Genomic DNA, 18,849 nt, shown 5'->3' with positions numbered 1-18,849 from the left:
AACCTACTGTTGTAACTAAACGGAGGTAATTATGAGTAAAACTCAACAAATTAATACAAAACCTCTTCATCCGTTACTTGCATTGATGGGTGTTCTAATCGGTGGATTCGTAGGAATGTTCAGTGAAACTTCGCTAAATATTGCTCTTCCATCAATCATGAAAGCTTTTAATATTGAAACAGGTACAGCACAATGGTTAGTTACTGGTTACATGCTAGTAATTGCGATCGTCTTGCCACTTTCAAGTTTATTGACTAAACACTTCTCAACTAGGGGATTAGTTAGATTTGGTCTTTGGGATTTCATTATCGGTTCAATTATTTCAGCTATTGCCGTAAGTTTCCCAATGCTTTTAGTCGGTAGAATGATTCAAGGTATCGCTACTGGTATCATTTTGCCACTTATGTTCTCAATTGCTATGAGAATTTTCCCACCTAATAAATTGGGTGGGGCCCTTGGTATGGCAGCTTTAGTTATTATGTTTGCCCCAGCCATCGGACCTACAATTTCTGGTATTATTTTAGGCGCTTTGTCATGGAGATTTATTTTCTGGTCATTTATCATCTTCTTGTTAATTGGATGGGCCATTATGGAAAAGAATCTAACTAATGTCTTTGAAGTAACTAAACCAAGTGTTGACTGGTTAGCAATTATTCTTTCAACAATTAGTTTTGGTTTGATTGTCTTTGGTATTAGCTTCCTAAGTTCAAATATGGCAGTCGCTTTGATTGCTTTAGTAGTCGGTTTGATTTTCTTGGTTGTTTATATCAGACAACAACTTCATGCAAATGTTCCAACGCTAGACTTTACAGTTTTAAAGAAGCCTGAATTCGTTACTGGTTCTGTACTAGTAATGATCAACTTTGGTATCACACTTTCAGCAATGTACCTATTGCCAATGTATCTTCAAAATGGTTTAGGTGTCGCCGTTGCTTTGACAGGTATCATTATGTTGCCAGGTGGAGTTATCAACGCGGTTGTCTCATTTGGCGCTGGTCGTGCTTACGATAAGATTGGTGCTAAGATGATGTCACGTCTTGGTTTCTTGATTTCTATCGTGGGTTCAGCAATGTTCTTGTTCAGTAATCAAAGCAGTTCAATTGGTTACATTATTGCAGCTCACATTGTCTTGATGATTGGTGTTCCACTAGCTATGTCACCATCACAAACTTATGGTTTAAATTCACTAGATGCCTATCAGTCAGCTGATGGTTCAGCCATTATCAATACTTTCCAACAAGTTATTGGTGCGGTTGCTACAGGTATCGCCACAATTCTTTTGAGCACTGGTCAAAGTACTTACTTTGCAAATGGCGGACATTCTGCAAAATTAGCATTTACTAATGGCGCTCATTACGGATTTGTGTTTACATTAATATTAGCTGTCTTTGGATTCTTGTTGGCATTCCGTGTGCACAATAAGAGTAAAGAAACAGTAAGTTCCAAACAAGCAGAAACTTCTCCTGAAAAAGGTGAAAATGCTGTAACTGAATAGACTAGTCGCGAAGTTTTTCAGTAAAAAACAATTGATACAAAAAAAGACTAATCAAGATGGTAATTGATTAGTTTTTTTTATGCCATGAATGTAAATTTTAGGTTGAAAAATATAACCGATTCTCTTATAATAATAGGGTTAATAAAATAAGTTAAATGTAATAACGGGAAGGAGGGTTTTTTAGATGTCACAAAATACACATAAAGGTATGACTGGCCACCGCCGTCCTGTAAACCAAAAAAATGGTGCAGAAAAACGCGCTAACACACAAGCTGTTCTTGACTTCTTGAAGAGCCGCGACACAAAAGAATCAAAATAATTAGTAATAAATAAGAGCTGACGGAAAATCCGTTAGCTCTTTTTTTATACAGTCGTAATCGTATTGCGACCATTTCGTTTTGAATGATATAAAGCTTTGTCGACACGTGAATAAAAATCGGTTATCGAAACATCGTGAGGACTGATTTCTGAGACACCGAATGAAGCAGTGATGTGGATGTCTTTTTCTTTGAGGTGAATTGGCGTTGAATTGATAGCTGAAAAAATCCGTTTAACAATGTCAGTTGTTTCTTCGACTTGATAATTTTGGAAGATGACGTTAAACTCTTCGCCACCAGTTCGATATAATTTGATCTTTGGGTCGCTTTGTTTGAGGACATTTTGCACGATGTGAACTACTTCTTTTAGAACTTCGTCACCAGCTAAATGACCGTAAGTATCATTGATATTCTTGAAGTGATCGATATCAAACATCATCATTGTAAATTTAGCATCAGGGTGATTGTCCTCTTTGAAAATAGCTCGCAGATCGATGTCAAAGGCATCATAGTTGAAGGCTTTTGTTAATCTGTCGTGCGTGGCATCTCGGAATAAAGAAGCCCGTGATTCCAAATCGGAGAACAAGACAGCAATGTATCCGATTGTAAATAATTCCATGACGAATAGTGAAATTATTTGATGGATGAAGATAGGATTACTGATATTGAATTTGATTTTGGCAAAGAGCCAGTAGAGGAATCCAAAGATGATGCTGACTAGTAAATATTTAAAGAACGGAAACGTATTTTTGGTATGATTCTTGATGTAATTCAGAGCTTGATAAAAAATAATCAAATCAAATGATAAACACCAAGACTCCCAACTCGTCAAAGCTGAATTTAAAACCATGAATGCTAATAATATTAGAGGAAAGAAATAGTAATAGTAACGTTTGTTAGCACTGAGAATTACCGTATAGAAAATAACTGAAATCAATTCAAAGTTGATGTAGATCCAGGATTGTTGTACGTGGGTAGCTGTTATTTCCATATAAAACAGAAGCGACATGATATAAATAACTCCTAAGGCGGCTCTTAAGGAGTAGGGATCGTAATGAATAGCCATTTTATTGAGAAGAACCTTAATACCGGAGAATAGTACTTGGAAAACTAAAAAGGCTCCTAGAATATAAAACAAACTCGGTAATAATGTGGATGCATCTAAAAATGAGCTAGTTAACAAATATTTATCCCTCCTTTGTGTACATATAACAATTATAATTGTATTTAGGTAGAAAATTAACAGCTAAACTAAACAAAATATCCTATAAAGAGAAAATAATTCACTCTTTATAGGATATTTTTAATCGACAGTTTCTGGACGGTGCAATTTAAATGTCAAAACTAAAGCTACAATCAAGAATCCTAAACAAGCTAGAAATCCTGCTTGAATACCGACGGATTGATTGGTAGTGCTACCAGTAATGATTTTGTCGGCCATCGTAATAACGGCAATGATAATCGCTGTTCCAAAGGATGCGGCAATTTGTCTAAGCGTGTTGAAAGTTGCCACACCATCAGAAAGATATTTTTTGGGCAAAGCACTTAGAGCTTGAGTTTGAATAGGAATCAATATCAAAACTAATCCCAATTGACGAATCATCTGTCCTAGAGTCAGCATTAAGACTGAGGCGTTGACATCGATCACAGCTTGCATAAAGGTACCAAAGCAGTCAATCAAGACACCAGTAACGACGATACGTTTGATAGGGTATTTGTCGAATAATCTACCACTGACTGGGGACATGAAACCAGTTAAAATGGCTCCCGGTAGTAATGCCAGACCAGAAATTAGTGGACTCTTGTGTAAGATATTCTGAATCATTAATGGTAGTAAAATCGTGTTGCCGTACATGGTCAAAACAATCAACATATTGATAGTTGTGCGACTGAAAATTGTGAATGTTTAAAAATCTCAAAATTGATGATTGGACTGTCGGCTCTATTTTCCATAATTGAGAAAATAACGATTAGAATCAGACCGATAACTGTGAATCCTAAAACGTTGAAAGATAGGAATTGAGATTGACCAATGTTTGAAAAACCAGTCAACAGGAAGAGTAATCCTAAACTGATAGTAATCAAACTTGGCACGTCGAATTTAGGATTTTCACTCGTTTCAACTTGTGGCAATTGAAAAATCGACAACAAGACGACGGCAATGATGAATGGCAGAATCAAGATGAATAAGTATTGCCAAGGGAAGTACTGTAAAATTACACCTGACAAGGTTGGACCAATGATAGGGGAAAAGTTAAAGGCTAGGCCAATAATCCCCATAACGGCACCTTGTTTGTCTCTAGTCGTGTATTGCATGGCTAAGACGTTAACTAAAGGCATCATCATTCCGGTACCGATAGCTTGAATCATTCTCCCGATAATAACGAGCATAAAGGTGTTCGCAATCGCACCGAGGATTGTTCCAACTAAGAATATCGAACTAAAGGCGATAAATAAGTGGCGAAAAGAAAATTTCTTAATAAAGTAGGCACTCGTTGGAATCATAATTGCATTGACCAACGTGTAACCATTCGTCAACCACTGAACAGTAGATGAGTTGACATTGAAGACGTGCATGAAAGTAGGTAAAGCTGTGTTCATTAAAGTAGAGCACAAAACACCGAAGAAGGTCCCAAAGACCATGATGAATAGTGATTTCTTAATTTGTTTTGACATTTTGGTGCTCCTAATCTAAAAGTAGTAACTTATTTATTTTAGTTATTTAGATTAGGCTGGTCAAATGCTATTGGTTGTTTAACTTTTCATAAACATTGTGAGGAATATCTTGTTCAAAGGCTTCCTTATAAGTGATGACATAAGTTCCCTTAGTAGTTAATTTCAAGTAGTGACCTTCCTTTAATTTGCCCATACCAGTGAATTTGATAGGGTGTTTTTGGCCTTTTTGATCGTAGCTAGTTAAAGTGTAGTCATAATTGCCATAGCCATCTTCATCGACCGCTTTAGAATTATCGATTTTGACGTAACGTGGCTCTTCTTTGACCAATACGTTGAATTTGTTGAGAGCTTGTCCCATCTCGCTTGTACTATCCTTGAGACCTACGCAAGCCCCGAAATACCCGATTACTAATAGAAAAATACCTAACAAAAAAACTCTTAAAAAACTTCTCATTTGAATTACCTCCTGAAAAGTATCTTAAGAGTTTTTTGCTTTTTAAGACATTTGATTCACTTACATTACTCTTACAGATTTGTAAGCTTTACCACCAATCGAAGTTAAGGGTGTAGTCTACAATCCTGTTGAATAATTTGGCAATTAATTCCATCATAGTCAAACACCTCCAGTAACATATCTTTCTACCTATATTATAGTTGCTAATGAAAGCGTTATCAATGATTATTAACCCCAAATTTCGTCTTGAATCGATTTAACGAGTTTTAATTTGGCCCATTCTTGGTCTTCAGTCAAAACGTTGCCTTCTTCAGTTGATGCAAAGCCACATTGAGTTGATAACCAGAGGCGATCTAGTGGCAAATATTGACTAGCTTCTTTGATACGATCGATGATGTCTTGACGATCTTCTAGTTCACCAGATTTAGTAGTCAAAAGTCCTAGAACAACTTTCTTGTCGCCAGAAACTTTAGCTAGAGGTTCAAAGCCGCCAGCACGTTTTGAGTCATATTCGAGGAAGTAAGTGTCGACATTTTCTTTAGCAAAGAGTGTATCGGCAACCGGACCATAACCGCCGGAGAAAGCAAAATCTGAATGATAGTTACCACGACAAACGTGTGTGTTGATAGTCAAATCTTCAGGCAAGTTTTCGATAGCTTTGTTGTTAAGGTTCAACAAGATATCTTGAATACCGGAGTTAGCATAAGCTTGTCCGTCTGGAGTTGAAAGGAAATTATCGTCTAAGAATAGTCCCCATGAGCAGTCGTCTAATTGGATTACTCGAGCACCTTCATCGTAAAAAGCCAAGATAGCGTCGTGATAAGCTTGTTCGATGTCTGAATAAAGATCTTCAATATTAGGATAAAATTCTTTGATCTTATCATCATTAGTACCACGAATTAGTTCGATATAAAGTTGTGATGGAGCGGGAATAGTTTGTTTAGGTTCGATATCCAAGTTGTCAGTCAATGACTTCAAATAGTCGAAGTGTTTGATGAATGGGTGAGTATCTTTGTTAAATTTGATTTTTCCGGAAAGAATGGCTGTGTCGTCACGAGTTTCTTCATGGGCAAAATGATAACCTTCGCCGTAATGAATGTGGTCGATACCTTCAAAGCCCCAGAAGAAGTCGAGGTGCCAATATGAACGACGGAATTCACCATCAGTAGCGTAATCCAAGCCAACTTTTACTTCTTTATCGACTAAATCTTTGATTGCTTTATCTTCAACGGCTGTAAGTTCTGCTTGAGAAATCTTGTTGTTGCTGAAATCTTTACGTGCTTGTTTTAATTCTTCTGGTCTAAGAAAACTTCCTACGTGTTGGAATCCGATTTTATTTGTTGTTTTTACTGTCATATTGTTTTTCCTCCTGAATTTACTTATTTAATTTTTAGTTGGTGGTAGTGAAAAGAGTTGGGAGTGTAAAGAATAAGGAATACGGAAACAGAAGCTTCCCCATAACTGTCTCTAAGTGGCAAAGCCACAAGATTAAGGAATACGGAAGCAAAAGCTTCCCCATAACTGTTTCTAAGCAGCAAAGCTGCAAAGAAACAGTAAAAAAAAAATCGTCCCTACAAAACAGACCTAAATCTGAATTGTAGGGACGATTTCCCGTGATACCACCCTAATTTATATTTTGCTTACACAAAATACCTCAACGACACTAACATGTCCGGGATGATATCGCATCCTTGCGTACCTTTGGCTTGCACCTAGGTAAGACTCCAAGCTCATCTTCAGTTAAACTTTCGTTCCGCCTTTTCACCATCTAGCGGTCACTCTTCAAACTACTCGTCAACTTACTCTTCTCTTCAACGTCTAATAAAATTAAATAAGTTTTAATTATCTGATTGGTGATTAATTTACACCTTGATTTTTAGTTTGTCAAATAAGTTTTGGAAAAAATATATCGTTATAACGCCAAATTAAATATTTTCAGCAATATCACTGGCCGTCCAAGTCACGGTGGCGTGGTATTTACCAGCTTTAGAATTCCCGTTTTGTTTTAATAAAATTCCTGAATTATTGTCCCATTTTTGTGAAATGTCATCGACTTTTATTGGATCATGAAGAGTTCTGTCATCAGTAACGAAGGTAGGGGCGTCAGTTAGTGGATGCATTGAATTTTGTTGATCAATAAAAACTAATGAACCGTTGAAGGGAGTTTCGCCATCTTCTAATGGGGTGGCAGAAACGCTCAAGGACCAAGGTTCACGGAAGCTGGTTATTTCGAGAATGAAGTTTGTTTTTCGATGTAAAATTTTGTTTTTGTTAAAAATGGTAGTGTCAGAGAATTCGATATTTTTTGAGGTTCTAATTTGTAAGATCTTATTTTGTAGGACGTGAACGGTAAAGGTTTGTGTAGGGGTCTTAATACCATCTTTGTCAGTAGCAAAAACTGATACGGAAACATCGGTCTGATTGGGAAAGAGCGACCAAAAATCAATTTTTGAGGGATCGTTATCAATTAGTTCACGTAAATCAATTGTATTGGATGAAGTATCAGAATTGGAATCTGATGGTAAAGTTTTTGAAAAGGTATGATTGCCAACTTCAAAAGTGTATTTGATATTATCAGAATCATAGAAATCGTGTTTATCGCTGTAAGTTAATTGTGGGTTGATATCGAGTGTGGCATTTTCCTGTTTGTATAATAAATTTTTATCTGTCAGTGGTTTCATAGACATCGACCAATTAGGATTATATTTGATAGTAAAGCCAGGCGTTTCAGCCGAACTGATATTAGTATCACCGACGAATTTGGCTGGTTGTTTAGTAACCTCTAAATCTTTACCAGTCGTGTTGTTGACAGTTCCGTTAAAAGTGATTTTGGCGGTACTGTTATTGGAATTTAAGGGAGAGCGCAGTGTGTACGAAACATAAGTTTTGTCAGTTGCTAAGGAACTTGCAGGGATGCCTTCAATAATGCCATTAGCGTAATAGATAGTTCCAATATTATTTTGAGCATCAGGTGTTAATTTGAAGTGTTTTGGTAAATTAAAATGTGCTTTGATGTCGTTCCAATCGGCGTTTCCGGTATCGTAATTTAATTGGTAATTAAGAGATACTTTGTCACCACCCAAGACGGTTTTATCGGTTGAATCATCGGTAATAGTCTTGTTTAGATCTTGATCAAAGATTGAACTGGTGGCGTGAGCTTCTACTAGAGATGGAATGGATTCAAAGTCGACCAATTTGCTAGCTACTTTTGAATTGCTGCTATTAGAACCGGTAAAGCCCCATAAAACAGTGTGTTGGCCTGATTGCAAATTAAAGATTTTAGTGTCGACCTGAGTTGATTTGGAAATACTTTTGTTGAGGACATTTCCGCTACCGACGGGGTTTAATGTACCATCCATATCTTTGTCATTAAAATAATAAGTGGCTGTACCAATAGTGCTACCAGTCTCTGGTGGTGTCCACTTAAAGGTCAAATGGTGCCAAGGCGTAGTTTTCCCATAGGAATCAGTTCCATCGACTAAGTAAGCCGTAGTATTTTCAGTATGAAAGAGAGAGTAACTACTTTTAAAAGGGCTGAATTTGCTTGCGTTTGCTGAGGAGCTAACCATGTTGGTGTTGTAATATGAATTTGGATTGGAAGGGAACGTAAATGAAATATGGCCGAATCCACCAGTTGAAGCACCTAAGGATGTATTAGCTGGAAAACCACTAGGTACGGATACTCGAGAATCTCTGGTATCATATGAATTTAATGAATAATTCCAATTAGTATAGGCATTCAAAAATCCTGAATTGTACTGACTAAACAATGTTGGACCAGGTGAATCAGTACTAGTAGCATCATTTCTTTGAGTATCAAATTCAAGAGCTAAGCTGTTTTGTATTGCGGTACTAGCAACCTCTTGTGGACTATCAAAAGCCGTTGTAGTGGTTAAGCCCGCGGTCAATTTGACATCAGTCTTTATAGATCGATCATATCCATCAACTCCTAAGCCTTCACCGCCAGCACCCAAAGCAGCTTCTTTTCGAGAATCATTTTGTAAGACTAAAGCCATGCCTTGACCGTTGAAAGTTTCATCATTATCGCCCGAGCCAAAATAAAGCCAAGCTGAGATTGTTTGTGGATAACGTAAATCAATATAATTTTTTATACTAGCGTCTCCCCAGAGAGCACCGTAATTGCTGGGACCGTCCGCTAGATCGAGGATGTAATTGTTTTTTATTGAAGCAAAATTAACATTGAAGGGATTGTGTGCCCCGACTACAGTTGGCTTAGTAACGGGATAGAAGTATTTATCAATATCAATTCCTTCAGGAGCAGAGGCGATAGCACTGTTAGTATCTGCAAAACTAACGGAATAATTATTTGAAATATAAATAAAGCCTGTCAGAATAGTTAAGATAAAAAATAACACATACTTTCTCATCATAAATAACACTTCCTTTAAGGGATTCTTAAGAAGGCGATATATATATATATACGGTATGAGTATAGTCCATTTGTACACAAATAAACCATTTATGGGTATTATTTATACAATTTAAATATAAATAAATTATCGATAAGATATATTGTTTATAGAATTAAATTTATTGTATAAAAAAACACATCCTCCAAGATGTGTTTACAAATCTATTTATTAGTATTGACGATATTGTCGGGTTTCAAGCCTTCAATCAATGATTTATTAGAATCAAATGATGTTGTAATCATATTGTGAATAGCTGTTTCCGTGTAGAAAGCGCTGTGTGGAGTAACGATAACATTCAAACGTTTAGCTAGATTTCTGATTTTTTCGTTAGGGATATTGTCGATGCTAGACCACTTCTTACCAAAAACAGAGTTTTCATTATCGATAACATCTAGTCCAGCTCCAGCGACCTTGCCACTGTCTAAGCCCTTAATTAAAGCATCAGTATCGATCAATTCACCACGGGCACAATTAATGATGTAGACACCGTCTTTCATTTGTTCGATAGCTTTGTCATTGATCATATGTTTGTTACTGTCGAATAATGGAACGTGGAGAGTGATAATGTCAGCTTGCTTGTACAATTCTTCTAAGGTATCAACGTATAAACCTTGCTTTTCGATTTCAGGATTATGGTAAACGTCGTAAGCGACAATCTTGCAGCCAAAGCCTTTTAAAATTTGCATAGTTACGCGACCGATGTGGCCAGTACCGATGACACCGACCGTTTGTTCACGATATTCTTTACCAATTGTAGGTGCCCAAGTGAAGTTGCCGTCTTCAATTTTTTGAGCAAATTCAGGAGTACGACGGAGCAATCTTCCCATTAATAGCACTGCATGTTCGGCAATAGCATTAGGTGAGTAGACTGGTACGTTTGTCAAAGTAAAACCAAAATCATTGAGATCTTGGAAATTGAAGTTATCAAATCCAACATTACGGATAGAAATATATTTAATGCCTAAATTGTGAAGTACTTCTAGAGCTTCTCTAGTGTAATCAGAAGTTTGAAGAGTAACGACACCATCAGAACCTTCAGCCATACGAGCTGAGTCAGCCGTTAGAGTGTTGTTTGTAAAACCAACTTCGACATCTGGGTTTGCTTGTTCCCATTTTTTCAAAGATGGTTCTTCATCTTCACGAATTCCATAAGCAAATATTTTCATCAAAAAATCCTCCTTTAAACTATAAGTTTATTAAAGCAGAATTTGTAATTTGATTCAAAAAAATAGCCAATCAAAATGTTTATAACACTTTGAATGGCTATTAGTATTTTTAGTCCTCAGAAATATCGACTGGGAATTTCGGAGTTTGATTATTTAACATTTTTAGATTGTCATTTAAGGAATCGAAGACCATGTTGTGAACGGCTGTTGTTGTGTAAAAGGCCGTATGTGGTGTCATGATGACATTCTTGCGGTTAAGTAGAGCTTGGAATTGTGGGTCTTTGACGTCTTCAATCTTGTCGAATTTCTTTTGGAAGACATCATTTTCACTTTCCAAGACATCCAAACCGGCACCACCGACTTTGCCACTGTCCAAAGCTTCGATTAAGGCGTCAGTATCAACCAAGCCACCACGAGCAGCATTGATGAAGATGACACCGTCTTTCATTTTGGCAAAGGCTGCCTTGTCGATCATGTGGATATCACGTTTTGCTAGAGGTGTGTGTAGCGTTACAATATCGGCTTGTTTTAAGACTTCGTCCAAAGAATCGACGTAGATTCCTAAGTTTTCCAAGTATGGATCAGGCTTAATATCGTAAGCGACTACTTTAGCACCAAAGGCGAGCATCAATCTAGCAACAACTGAACCGATATGACCAGTTCCTACAATACCAACGGTTTTGCCATTGATTTCCTCCCCGATTGTAGGGAACCAGCGGAAGTCAGCGTTATTGAATTTCTCGTCGAATTCTGGTACTCGTCTTAACAAACGTAGCATCAAACTAGTTGTGTGTTCAGCGATAGCGTTAGGTGAGTAAACGGGAACACTCGTCAATGAAAATCCGAAGTCACGGAGATCCTTGAAATCAAAGCCGTCCAAACCAACATTACGAACTGAGATTTTACTAATGCCAAAGTCATGCAACTTTTGCAAGGCCAAGCGAGTATAGGGTTGTGTTTGCAACATTACAACGCCGTTATAACCCTTTGCCAAATCAACTGTCTCTTCAGTAACGATTTTGTCGGTATAGTCAATTTCAACATCTGGATTAGCGTTTTCCCATTCCTTTAGGTAAACTGCCTCGTCTGGTCGAACTCCGTATAGAAAAATTTTCATAGCGATCCCTCTTTCTTATGATTAGAAAATATATATTAAATTAGTAAAATTCTAATAATTTAATTGTTATTAAGTTTAACGCAATTTTTGATAAATGAAAGAGGAAATTTGGATTTATTTAGATAATTCTAAGGCTTGAACCTTTTTTTCGAGTGCTTCAACGTCAAAATCTCGTGAAAATTCAGCTAGATGAACTAAATTACGCAAGAAATCGTGAGTTTTAGCTTCGTAGTGATATTTCAAGCCTAAATCATAAATGTAGCCGTTGATGTAGTCGACTTCGGTGTTGCGACCTTTGGACATATCTTGATACATCGAAGGGTAGTGCAAAGGATTGCTGACGCTACTTACGAATTGAACGGATTCCCACTCTTCTTCACGAGTATTGAGCAAAGTAATTCCGGCGCGCTCGCAAACATCAAAAGCCTCATCGATCAACTGTCGACTGAGCTTTTCAGCAACTGGCGATTGAATGAATTCACCCATTTGAATTTCAAACATCGTACAAAGGGTATTAACGACTGAATTGAAAATAACTTTTGCCATCAAGGTTCCCATGAAGTTAGTCGTCAAGTTAGGATTGAGATTAGCTTGTGTGAACTCATCTTGAATTTTCTTAGTCATTTTGTCTGGTTTTTCAGTTTCGTTTGCCATGTTCATACTACCAGCACCTTTAGCACCGATAAAATCAACATCACCAGGGCCATTCAAAACTGTACCGATCAAAGCTGTGGCACCAATGACATTTTGTTTGTCGAAGTATTGATTCAACTTGTCGATATGTCCCATACCATTCATTGGTGAAACCACGTATTGGGATGGTTTAAAGGCATGTGCTGTCCGTTTCAAAGCATCTGCCAATTGCATTTGTTTAGTGAATACGACCCAAACATCAGGGTCACCAGTGTATTCTTCGGGGGAGTAAATATTGACGGGCACCAAGTGCTTATTCTTGTGATCACGTGAAACGAAAACACCGTTTTGTTCACGAATCTTGTCAATTTGCGGTTGCCAAATTTCGACAAAGTCGACATCGAATCCAGCTTCCTGTAGAAGAACTCCATAACGCAAACCCATAGCACCTGCACCTAATACTGCATATTTCATAAATACCGCCTCCAAAATTTTTTGTGACTGTATTATTAGGCGAATATTAGAGAATGTCAAACTAAAATTAATCATTTTTAATGAATTTGCGGTGCATTTTTTGAATGCATTATATAGTGTGTTTTATCAACAAAAATTATTAAAATAAAAAATATTATTTAAGCAATTGACAATTGATTGAACAAATATTATTCTAAATACAATTTAATTTTATTCTAATTTGAAAAGAGGCCTTCGCTATGTATACTATTTTGATTATTGTCGTCGTGATTATTTTGCATATCAACTTGGGTCAAGCGTTGCCTCTGGTGAAAAACTAAGGGACACAAAAAGGGCTGCCAAGTTGATCTATTTCGACTTGGCAGCCCTTTTTTATTCAAATATTATTCAGTATCATAGCGATTCAGTACGTAGATTGCTAATACAACAATAACTGCACCAATAATTTCGGGTAGGTTTACAGCATAGTGTAGGAAAATCACGCTTAAAACTAAAGTCGTGAATGGTTGTACAGCATCAGTGATACTAATGATTGCGGCAGTTGTGTACTTAGTACTCAAAACCATCAACAAGAATGCGGAGACAGTTCCTAACAAGATAACTGTTCCAATTCCTAGAATACTAGCAGTACTCATCTTAGGTGGATTGACCCAAATGGGGCTGAAGAAATTAGAGATAATTCCTGCAATCAACATACCCCAACCGGTAATCAAAATTCCGTGATATTTAGCGATAAGGGATTGTGGAATAACAACGTATAAAGCGGCTGTAATACCACTTCCAACTCCCCAAAGTACTGAAACAAACGGAATAGATAAGTGACCGATATCACCACGAGTAATCATCAAAACCACACCGATCAATGCCAAAACAAAGGAGATGACATCGACTCGAGAAGTTTTCTTTTTCGTGAAAAGAATCAAACCAATCATGATGAATAGAGGTGATAAATACTGCAAGATGGTTGCAGTAGAAGAATTACCAGTTTTAATGGCATGGAAGAAGGTGAACATATTAGCTAACAAACCGAAAACGGCAAATGAAACTAACGTCAAAAGATCTTTCCAATTCTTAAAAACAGCAAAGAACTCTTTGCTTGGTAAAACTATTAAGCCAACGGCTAGTAAAATAATTCCGGCTACGGTAGTTCTAGTTGCAATGAACCACATAGCTGGGATGTTCAAATTCTTAGCAACGACTTGCAAGACAGTTCCGGACACACCCCAAAGAGCAGACGCACAAAATGCTAACCAAAATCCTCGGTTAAGAGTTTTCTTGGCCAGTTTTTTCCCTTCGTCCATGAAAAAATTCCTCCTAAAAAAAGCTAATAGCAATATTATACCTGTGAATAAACGTTTTTGACTATTGTTTTTTTTATATCATGACGTTTGGCACGTAAAGGTATGGAAGAATTTGTTGCTATCAATGAATCCACTTAAAATGGTATATACCGTATTTAATTTTTAGTGGTAGCGTTGACTTAATTATTCCAATGAAATTTTGATGATTTTTACATCATATGAGCCTTCAGGAGCACTGACAGAAACTGTGTCACCGACTTTATGATTTTCCAATGCGCTGCCGATCGGTGAAGCAAAAGAAATTTTGTTTTGGGTTAGATAGGCTTCTTGTTTTCCAACTAATTGATAAGTAATTTGGTCGTGATCATCCAAAAATTCAATCGTAACGAATTTGCCGATATCTAAGAGGTCATTGTCAGCGGGCAAAACCACATTGGCATACTGTAATTGTTTATGCAAATAACGTAGACGGCTCTCAAGATGTCCTAGGTCACGTTTGGCACTGGAATACTCAGTGTTTTCAGAGCGGTCACCTAAAGCTGCAGCGGCAGCCAAAATTTTGATTTTTTCGGGACGGCTGGCTTTTAAGTCTTTTATTTCTTGTTCGATAGCCTTGTAGCCGGCCGGCGTCATCTTATTAAAAGTTGGTTCCATTTTTAAAACCTCGATTTAGTTGTTTAAATCAAATGTAACACAAAAAAGGCACCTTCCAAAGAAGATACCTTTTAGTAGACTGATTATAGATTTGCGTCCATGTTAAATGTAAGTTTTGAAAGATTGATTCCTTTAGTATAAAGTTCACCAAAGAATTTGTGAGTCTTTTCTTGCATTTGTTTAACAACTTTTTGGTTACGGTCAGTTAAGAATTCAACTAATTCATCACCAGAGTAGTTAGCAGCCAATTTATCAGTTTCAGCCACAGCTTCACGTAGTTCTTGACGAATTTCTGTTAAGTAGTCTATATCGTCTTGAATGAATTCTGTGTAGTTTGATTCAACTAGAACTGACAAAGCTTTATACATCCAATATGCATCCTTGAAGTTGAACTCAAGTGAAGCATCATTATATGAAGGATCTGTTTCGTTCATATTAGTATAGAAAGGAATGTATGGTGAGAATGTTGGGTAACCGATACATAGCCACATGATAGCAGCGTATTCTTCAGGAACGTCATTTCTGATTTGAAGAACGTGTGAGTTTTGAGTTCTGTTCAAACCGATTGGACGGTAACGGTGTTTGTCATCTTCACTAGCGTATGGGCTGAATGGATCGAATGGTGTTTCGTTGTAGTGTGAACCTAAAACGTATTCGATATCATCAACGGAAATCTTGTGATCTGTCTTCATGATGAAAGGTAATTCGCCATCTTCTGGATCTTGTTGGATTTCTGGATTGAAGTACTTTTGACCAAACCAAACACGTGGTGTGTTGTAGTGACGGTCTTTAAGGTTGTCTGTACCGAAGATATGTCTGAAGTTCCAGCCAGTTTTGTCAGTGTTCAAGTGGTTCTTTTCAACAAATTCTTGGATTCCTTCTGACCACATGAATTCGTCAGTATTATTGAAATCTACTTGTTGAATTGAAACACGGTTAGCACAAACAGCATAACTGTCATCAGGAATTCTTTGAGCTACCCAGTGGTGACCAGTAACGATTTCCATATACCAAACGTCATCTTTATCACTGAATAGAACAGAGTTACCAGCAGGTGAACCGAATTTCTTGATCAATTCACCAGTACGTTGTACAGCACCCTTGGCTGAGTCAACATAAGGTAGGACCATACGAACGATAACATCTTCGTCCATACCATCTTTAACTAGTGGATCAAAAGCTAAGGCGCGTTCGTTACCATAAGTACTTTCTGTGGCAGACATAGCAACGTTCTTACCATTAATACCACTTTCGTCGTAGTAACCAAACTTCTTGTAATCAACGTTTGGAACGGCAGGCCATTTGTAGCCATTTTCAGGAACTTCTGATTCGAAGCCATTTAACCATGACTTAACTTTGCGTCCTTTTTCACCGTTAACGGCAGGATTCAATACGAAGCTGTGTGGAGCTACCGCAAAGAAAGTGTCGTCGTTTCTAGCAATCATTGTTGATCCATCTAAACTGGCGTTTTTACCAACTAAAATAGTGGTACAAGCGTCATCCAAATGATTTTTCTTCATCTTTTCGAATTCCTCCTATTTGTACTGGTTACATTCTATCATATAAATGTAAGCAGTATCTTCAAACTTATTTATATTGTAATCACGAATATATGGTATAATTTTGATAAATTAGGAGGGTGTAATGGATATAAACACGAACGATAAGGAAGAATCATTCCTTAAAAATCTGTTATTAGGCTTTCAACATTTGCTAGCAATGTATTCTGGAGATATTTTGATTCCAATTTTAATTGGTGCATCATTAGGATTCAGTGCTAAAGAAATGACTTACCTAATTTCAGTTGATATTTTTATGTGTGGGGTTGCTACACTCTTACAGATTAAACGAACACCATTGACGGGTATTGGTTTGCCAGTTGTTTTGGGTTCAGCTGTCGAATATGTAACGCCGTTACAAAACATTGGGCATCACTTTGGAATTGCCTATATGTATGGTGCCATTATTGCTGCTGGGGTTTTCATCATGTTGATTTCCAAGTTATTCGCTAACTTGAAAGACTTCTTCCCAACAGTAGTTACAGGTTCTTTGATTACTTTGATTGGATTCACCTTGATTCCAGTTGCGTTCCAAAATATTGGTGGTGGAAACGTCGCTGCTAAGGATTTCGGTAGTCCAACGAATTTGATCTTGGGATTTGTAACAGCTTTGATCATCGTGGTCGTAAGTATTTGGGGTCGCGGATTCATCAAGCAAATTGCTGTTTTAATTGGTATTGTTGCTGGTTACTTACTAGGAATTGGAATGGGAGAAATTGGTTTCAAGACCGTGGGTACTGCTCACTGGTTCCAAATTCCTCAACCATTTTACTTTGCAACACCTAAATTTGAATGGTCATCAATCGTAGTCATGCTTTTAGCTGCTTTAACTTGTATGATCGAATCTACCGGAGTTTATTACGCTTTGGCAGAATTGACTGGCGATGATTTGGATAAGGATGATTTACAAAGAGGATATGCTTCAGAAGGTTTAGCTGCCATCTTGGGTGGTATTTTCAATACATTCCCATATTCGACTTTCTCACAAAATGTGGCGGTCGTTCAATTGTCAGGAATTAAGAAGAATAAACCAGTTTACTTCTCAGCTTTTCTATTGATTATCTTAGGTTTGATTCCTAAGGTTGGAGCAGTGGCTGAATTGATTCCTAATGCCGTCTTGGGTGGTGCCATGTTGATTATGTTTGGTACCGTAGGTATTGAAGGAATCAAAATGTTGTCACGTGTTGAAATGAACAATAACAACATTATGATTATGGCCGTTTCAATCAGTTTAGGTTTGGGTGTAACAGTTCAACCAACTTTACTCCACTTCTTACCATCAACTGTTCAAACTATTTTGAATAATGGTTTAGTAGTCGGAAGTTTTTCAGCAATTATTTTGAATTTATTGCTAAATCCGAACAAAAAGACAAATTAGCAAGTTTTGAAACTTTCAAAGCATAAGCAAAGTTTGGTCATATTTTCATCACATTTGGTACGTATACTTGTCGATAAATAAGATAAGTATACGTATTTTTTTAATATAATTTTCCGTCCTCCATAGCAAAGAAAATTTGGCTGGAACAATGTGGGCACGACTTGGAGCCTTTGCTAAAATCAAAACCGGGCAAAGTCTTCAAGATCGACCTTTCACTAGGCAATAAATTGCCAAGAGAAATTTCACATTTGAGCCAATTTTCTTTGCTATTCCGGACTGGATAGTGGTTCTACTCTTTATTTTTAAGTGCTTTTAGGATAGAACCTTTTTTAGCCAAAGGAGTGAAAAATATGAATGAATATAAATATATAAGCATTGTTATTAATAAGTTTGATCTGCCATTTGAAGTTAAATTGGCCACCTTGAATGAGGGTGCTATTAATAAAGAATTAGTCGATGAGACTATTGGTAAAATTTCTGAAAATATTCAAGAATATGATAGCCTGTTTTCATTAGAGAATCATGATTCGTTGTTAGCACGTTTCCAAGATGGAGAAGAGACGGCCTTGATGACTTCAAAGACTTTTCGTGAAGTTTATGAACAGACGATTACAGCTGAACAAATGACCCATCATTACTTTAGTTCTTATTATAATGGGAAGTACGATCCAATTGGTTTGTTGAATGGTTGGATGATTGATCAAATCTTTAACCGTTATTTATTATCACTATTGAGCGATGAAGGTATCGATGGTGTGTCACTACGTTGTGGTGAAGATGTTCGCTTGGCAAGTCGCCCTAATATTGATTTCAGATGGAGAATTGCAATCAAGGATCCGAAGAATCTCGATATTTTGTTAGCAACGTATTTCTTGAAGAATGGTGCTGTTTCAACTGCTAATGAGTTGCGTAGTTTGCGGAATGAAAAGAGCAACGTTGAACAAGTGACTATCGTTGGCAATAATGCCTTGGATACTAATATTTGGTCGTCAGCCGGATTGTCAGCGGGAGCCAAATTTTCTGAGTTTATTACCAAGTATCATTTAACTGGGATGATTGTTGATAAGTATGCCGGTTTAGAAAACTTCCGTGACGGTTTTTCAGATAAGATTCCTTTACGGAAATGAACTGTGTAACGTCGTTATGCGGTTCTTTTTTTGTTTAAAAATTCTATCTTTAGTCATAAATAATT

General features: G+C 37.1%; 14 protein-coding genes and 1 pseudogene. 4 read left to right on the top strand and 11 right to left on the bottom strand.

Annotated features, from left to right (window positions below):
- Nucleotides 1–31 precede the first annotated feature (31 nt).
- Nucleotides 32–1,495, top strand: a complete 1,464-nt coding sequence (locus tag LF20184_RS11760) for an MFS transporter (protein WP_010018182.1) — start codon at nt 32–34, stop codon at nt 1,493–1,495.
- A 184-nt stretch (nt 1,496–1,679) separates the two neighbouring features.
- Nucleotides 1,680–1,814, top strand: coding sequence for a hypothetical protein (locus tag LF20184_RS13065; RefSeq protein ID WP_010018183.1), 135 nt, complete (start codon nt 1,680–1,682; stop codon nt 1,812–1,814).
- Between the two features lie 44 nt (nt 1,815–1,858).
- Here LF20184_RS13065 and LF20184_RS11755 read toward each other — a convergent pair whose 3' ends face one another.
- The 11 genes and pseudogenes from LF20184_RS11755 to LF20184_RS11705 form a co-directional block, all read right to left on the bottom strand.
- Entirely contained in the window at nt 1,859–2,995 is a 1,137-nt protein-coding gene (locus LF20184_RS11755) for a GGDEF domain-containing protein (RefSeq protein ID WP_010018184.1), read from the bottom strand.
- A gap of 120 nt (nt 2,996–3,115) precedes the next feature.
- Nucleotides 3,116–4,488 (bottom strand): annotated as a pseudogene (locus LF20184_RS11750) (DHA2 family efflux MFS transporter permease subunit).
- Between the two features lie 67 nt (nt 4,489–4,555).
- The gene (locus LF20184_RS11745; RefSeq protein ID WP_010018185.1) at nt 4,556–4,942 is read right to left on the bottom strand and encodes a YxeA family protein; all 387 of its coding nucleotides are present in this window, start codon (nt 4,940–4,942) and stop codon (nt 4,556–4,558) included.
- A gap of 228 nt (nt 4,943–5,170) precedes the next feature.
- Complete coding sequence (locus LF20184_RS11740; RefSeq protein ID WP_010018186.1) at nt 5,171–6,298, bottom strand: 5-methyltetrahydropteroyltriglutamate--homocysteine S-methyltransferase; 1,128 nt, start codon at nt 6,296–6,298, stop codon at nt 5,171–5,173.
- A 569-nt stretch (nt 6,299–6,867) separates the two neighbouring features.
- On the bottom strand, nt 6,868–9,333 hold the full coding sequence (locus tag LF20184_RS11735; RefSeq protein ID WP_010018187.1) for a hypothetical protein: 2,466 nt from the start codon (nt 9,331–9,333) through the stop codon (nt 6,868–6,870).
- 203 nt (nt 9,334–9,536) lie between these two features.
- The gene (locus tag LF20184_RS11730) at nt 9,537–10,544 is read right to left on the bottom strand and encodes a D-2-hydroxyacid dehydrogenase (protein WP_029606427.1); all 1,008 of its coding nucleotides are present in this window, start codon (nt 10,542–10,544) and stop codon (nt 9,537–9,539) included.
- A gap of 106 nt (nt 10,545–10,650) precedes the next feature.
- Entirely contained in the window at nt 10,651–11,658 is a 1,008-nt protein-coding gene (locus LF20184_RS11725) for a D-2-hydroxyacid dehydrogenase (protein WP_010018189.1), read from the bottom strand.
- Between the two features lie 114 nt (nt 11,659–11,772).
- Nucleotides 11,773–12,765 carry a ketopantoate reductase family protein gene (locus LF20184_RS11720; protein WP_010018191.1) on the bottom strand — a complete coding sequence of 331 codons (993 nt, stop codon included), beginning with the start codon at nt 12,763–12,765 and terminating at the stop codon, nt 11,773–11,775.
- 383 nt (nt 12,766–13,148) lie between these two features.
- On the bottom strand, nt 13,149–14,066 hold the full coding sequence (locus LF20184_RS11715) for a DMT family transporter (protein WP_010018193.1): 918 nt from the start codon (nt 14,064–14,066) through the stop codon (nt 13,149–13,151).
- A gap of 183 nt (nt 14,067–14,249) precedes the next feature.
- The gene (greA, locus tag LF20184_RS11710; protein WP_010018195.1) at nt 14,250–14,720 is read right to left on the bottom strand and encodes a transcription elongation factor GreA; all 471 of its coding nucleotides are present in this window, start codon (nt 14,718–14,720) and stop codon (nt 14,250–14,252) included.
- Nucleotides 14,721–14,803: 83 nt separating this feature from the next.
- Complete coding sequence (locus LF20184_RS11705) at nt 14,804–16,240, bottom strand: C69 family dipeptidase (protein ID WP_010018196.1); 1,437 nt, start codon at nt 16,238–16,240, stop codon at nt 14,804–14,806.
- A gap of 124 nt (nt 16,241–16,364) precedes the next feature.
- Here LF20184_RS11705 and LF20184_RS11700 point away from each other — a divergent pair, with 124 nt between their 5' ends.
- Both LF20184_RS11700 and LF20184_RS11695 read left to right on the top strand, forming a co-directional pair.
- Nucleotides 16,365–17,657: a nucleobase:cation symporter-2 family protein gene (locus tag LF20184_RS11700; RefSeq protein ID WP_010018198.1), complete on the top strand. Its 1,293-nt coding sequence runs from the start codon at nt 16,365–16,367 to the stop codon at nt 17,655–17,657.
- Between the two features lie 350 nt (nt 17,658–18,007).
- On the top strand, nt 18,008–18,784 hold the full coding sequence (locus LF20184_RS11695; RefSeq protein WP_010018200.1) for a thiamine biosynthesis membrane-associated lipoprotein: 777 nt from the start codon (nt 18,008–18,010) through the stop codon (nt 18,782–18,784).
- Nucleotides 18,785–18,849: the final 65 nt, after the last annotated feature.

Source organism: Companilactobacillus farciminis KCTC 3681 = DSM 20184 (genome assembly GCF_002706745.1).
GTDB classification, from domain to species: Bacteria; Bacillota; Bacilli; order Lactobacillales; family Lactobacillaceae; genus Companilactobacillus; species Companilactobacillus farciminis.
The sequence above is the reverse complement of the archived record's forward strand: the minus strand, read 5'-3'. Positions and strand labels throughout refer to the sequence as shown.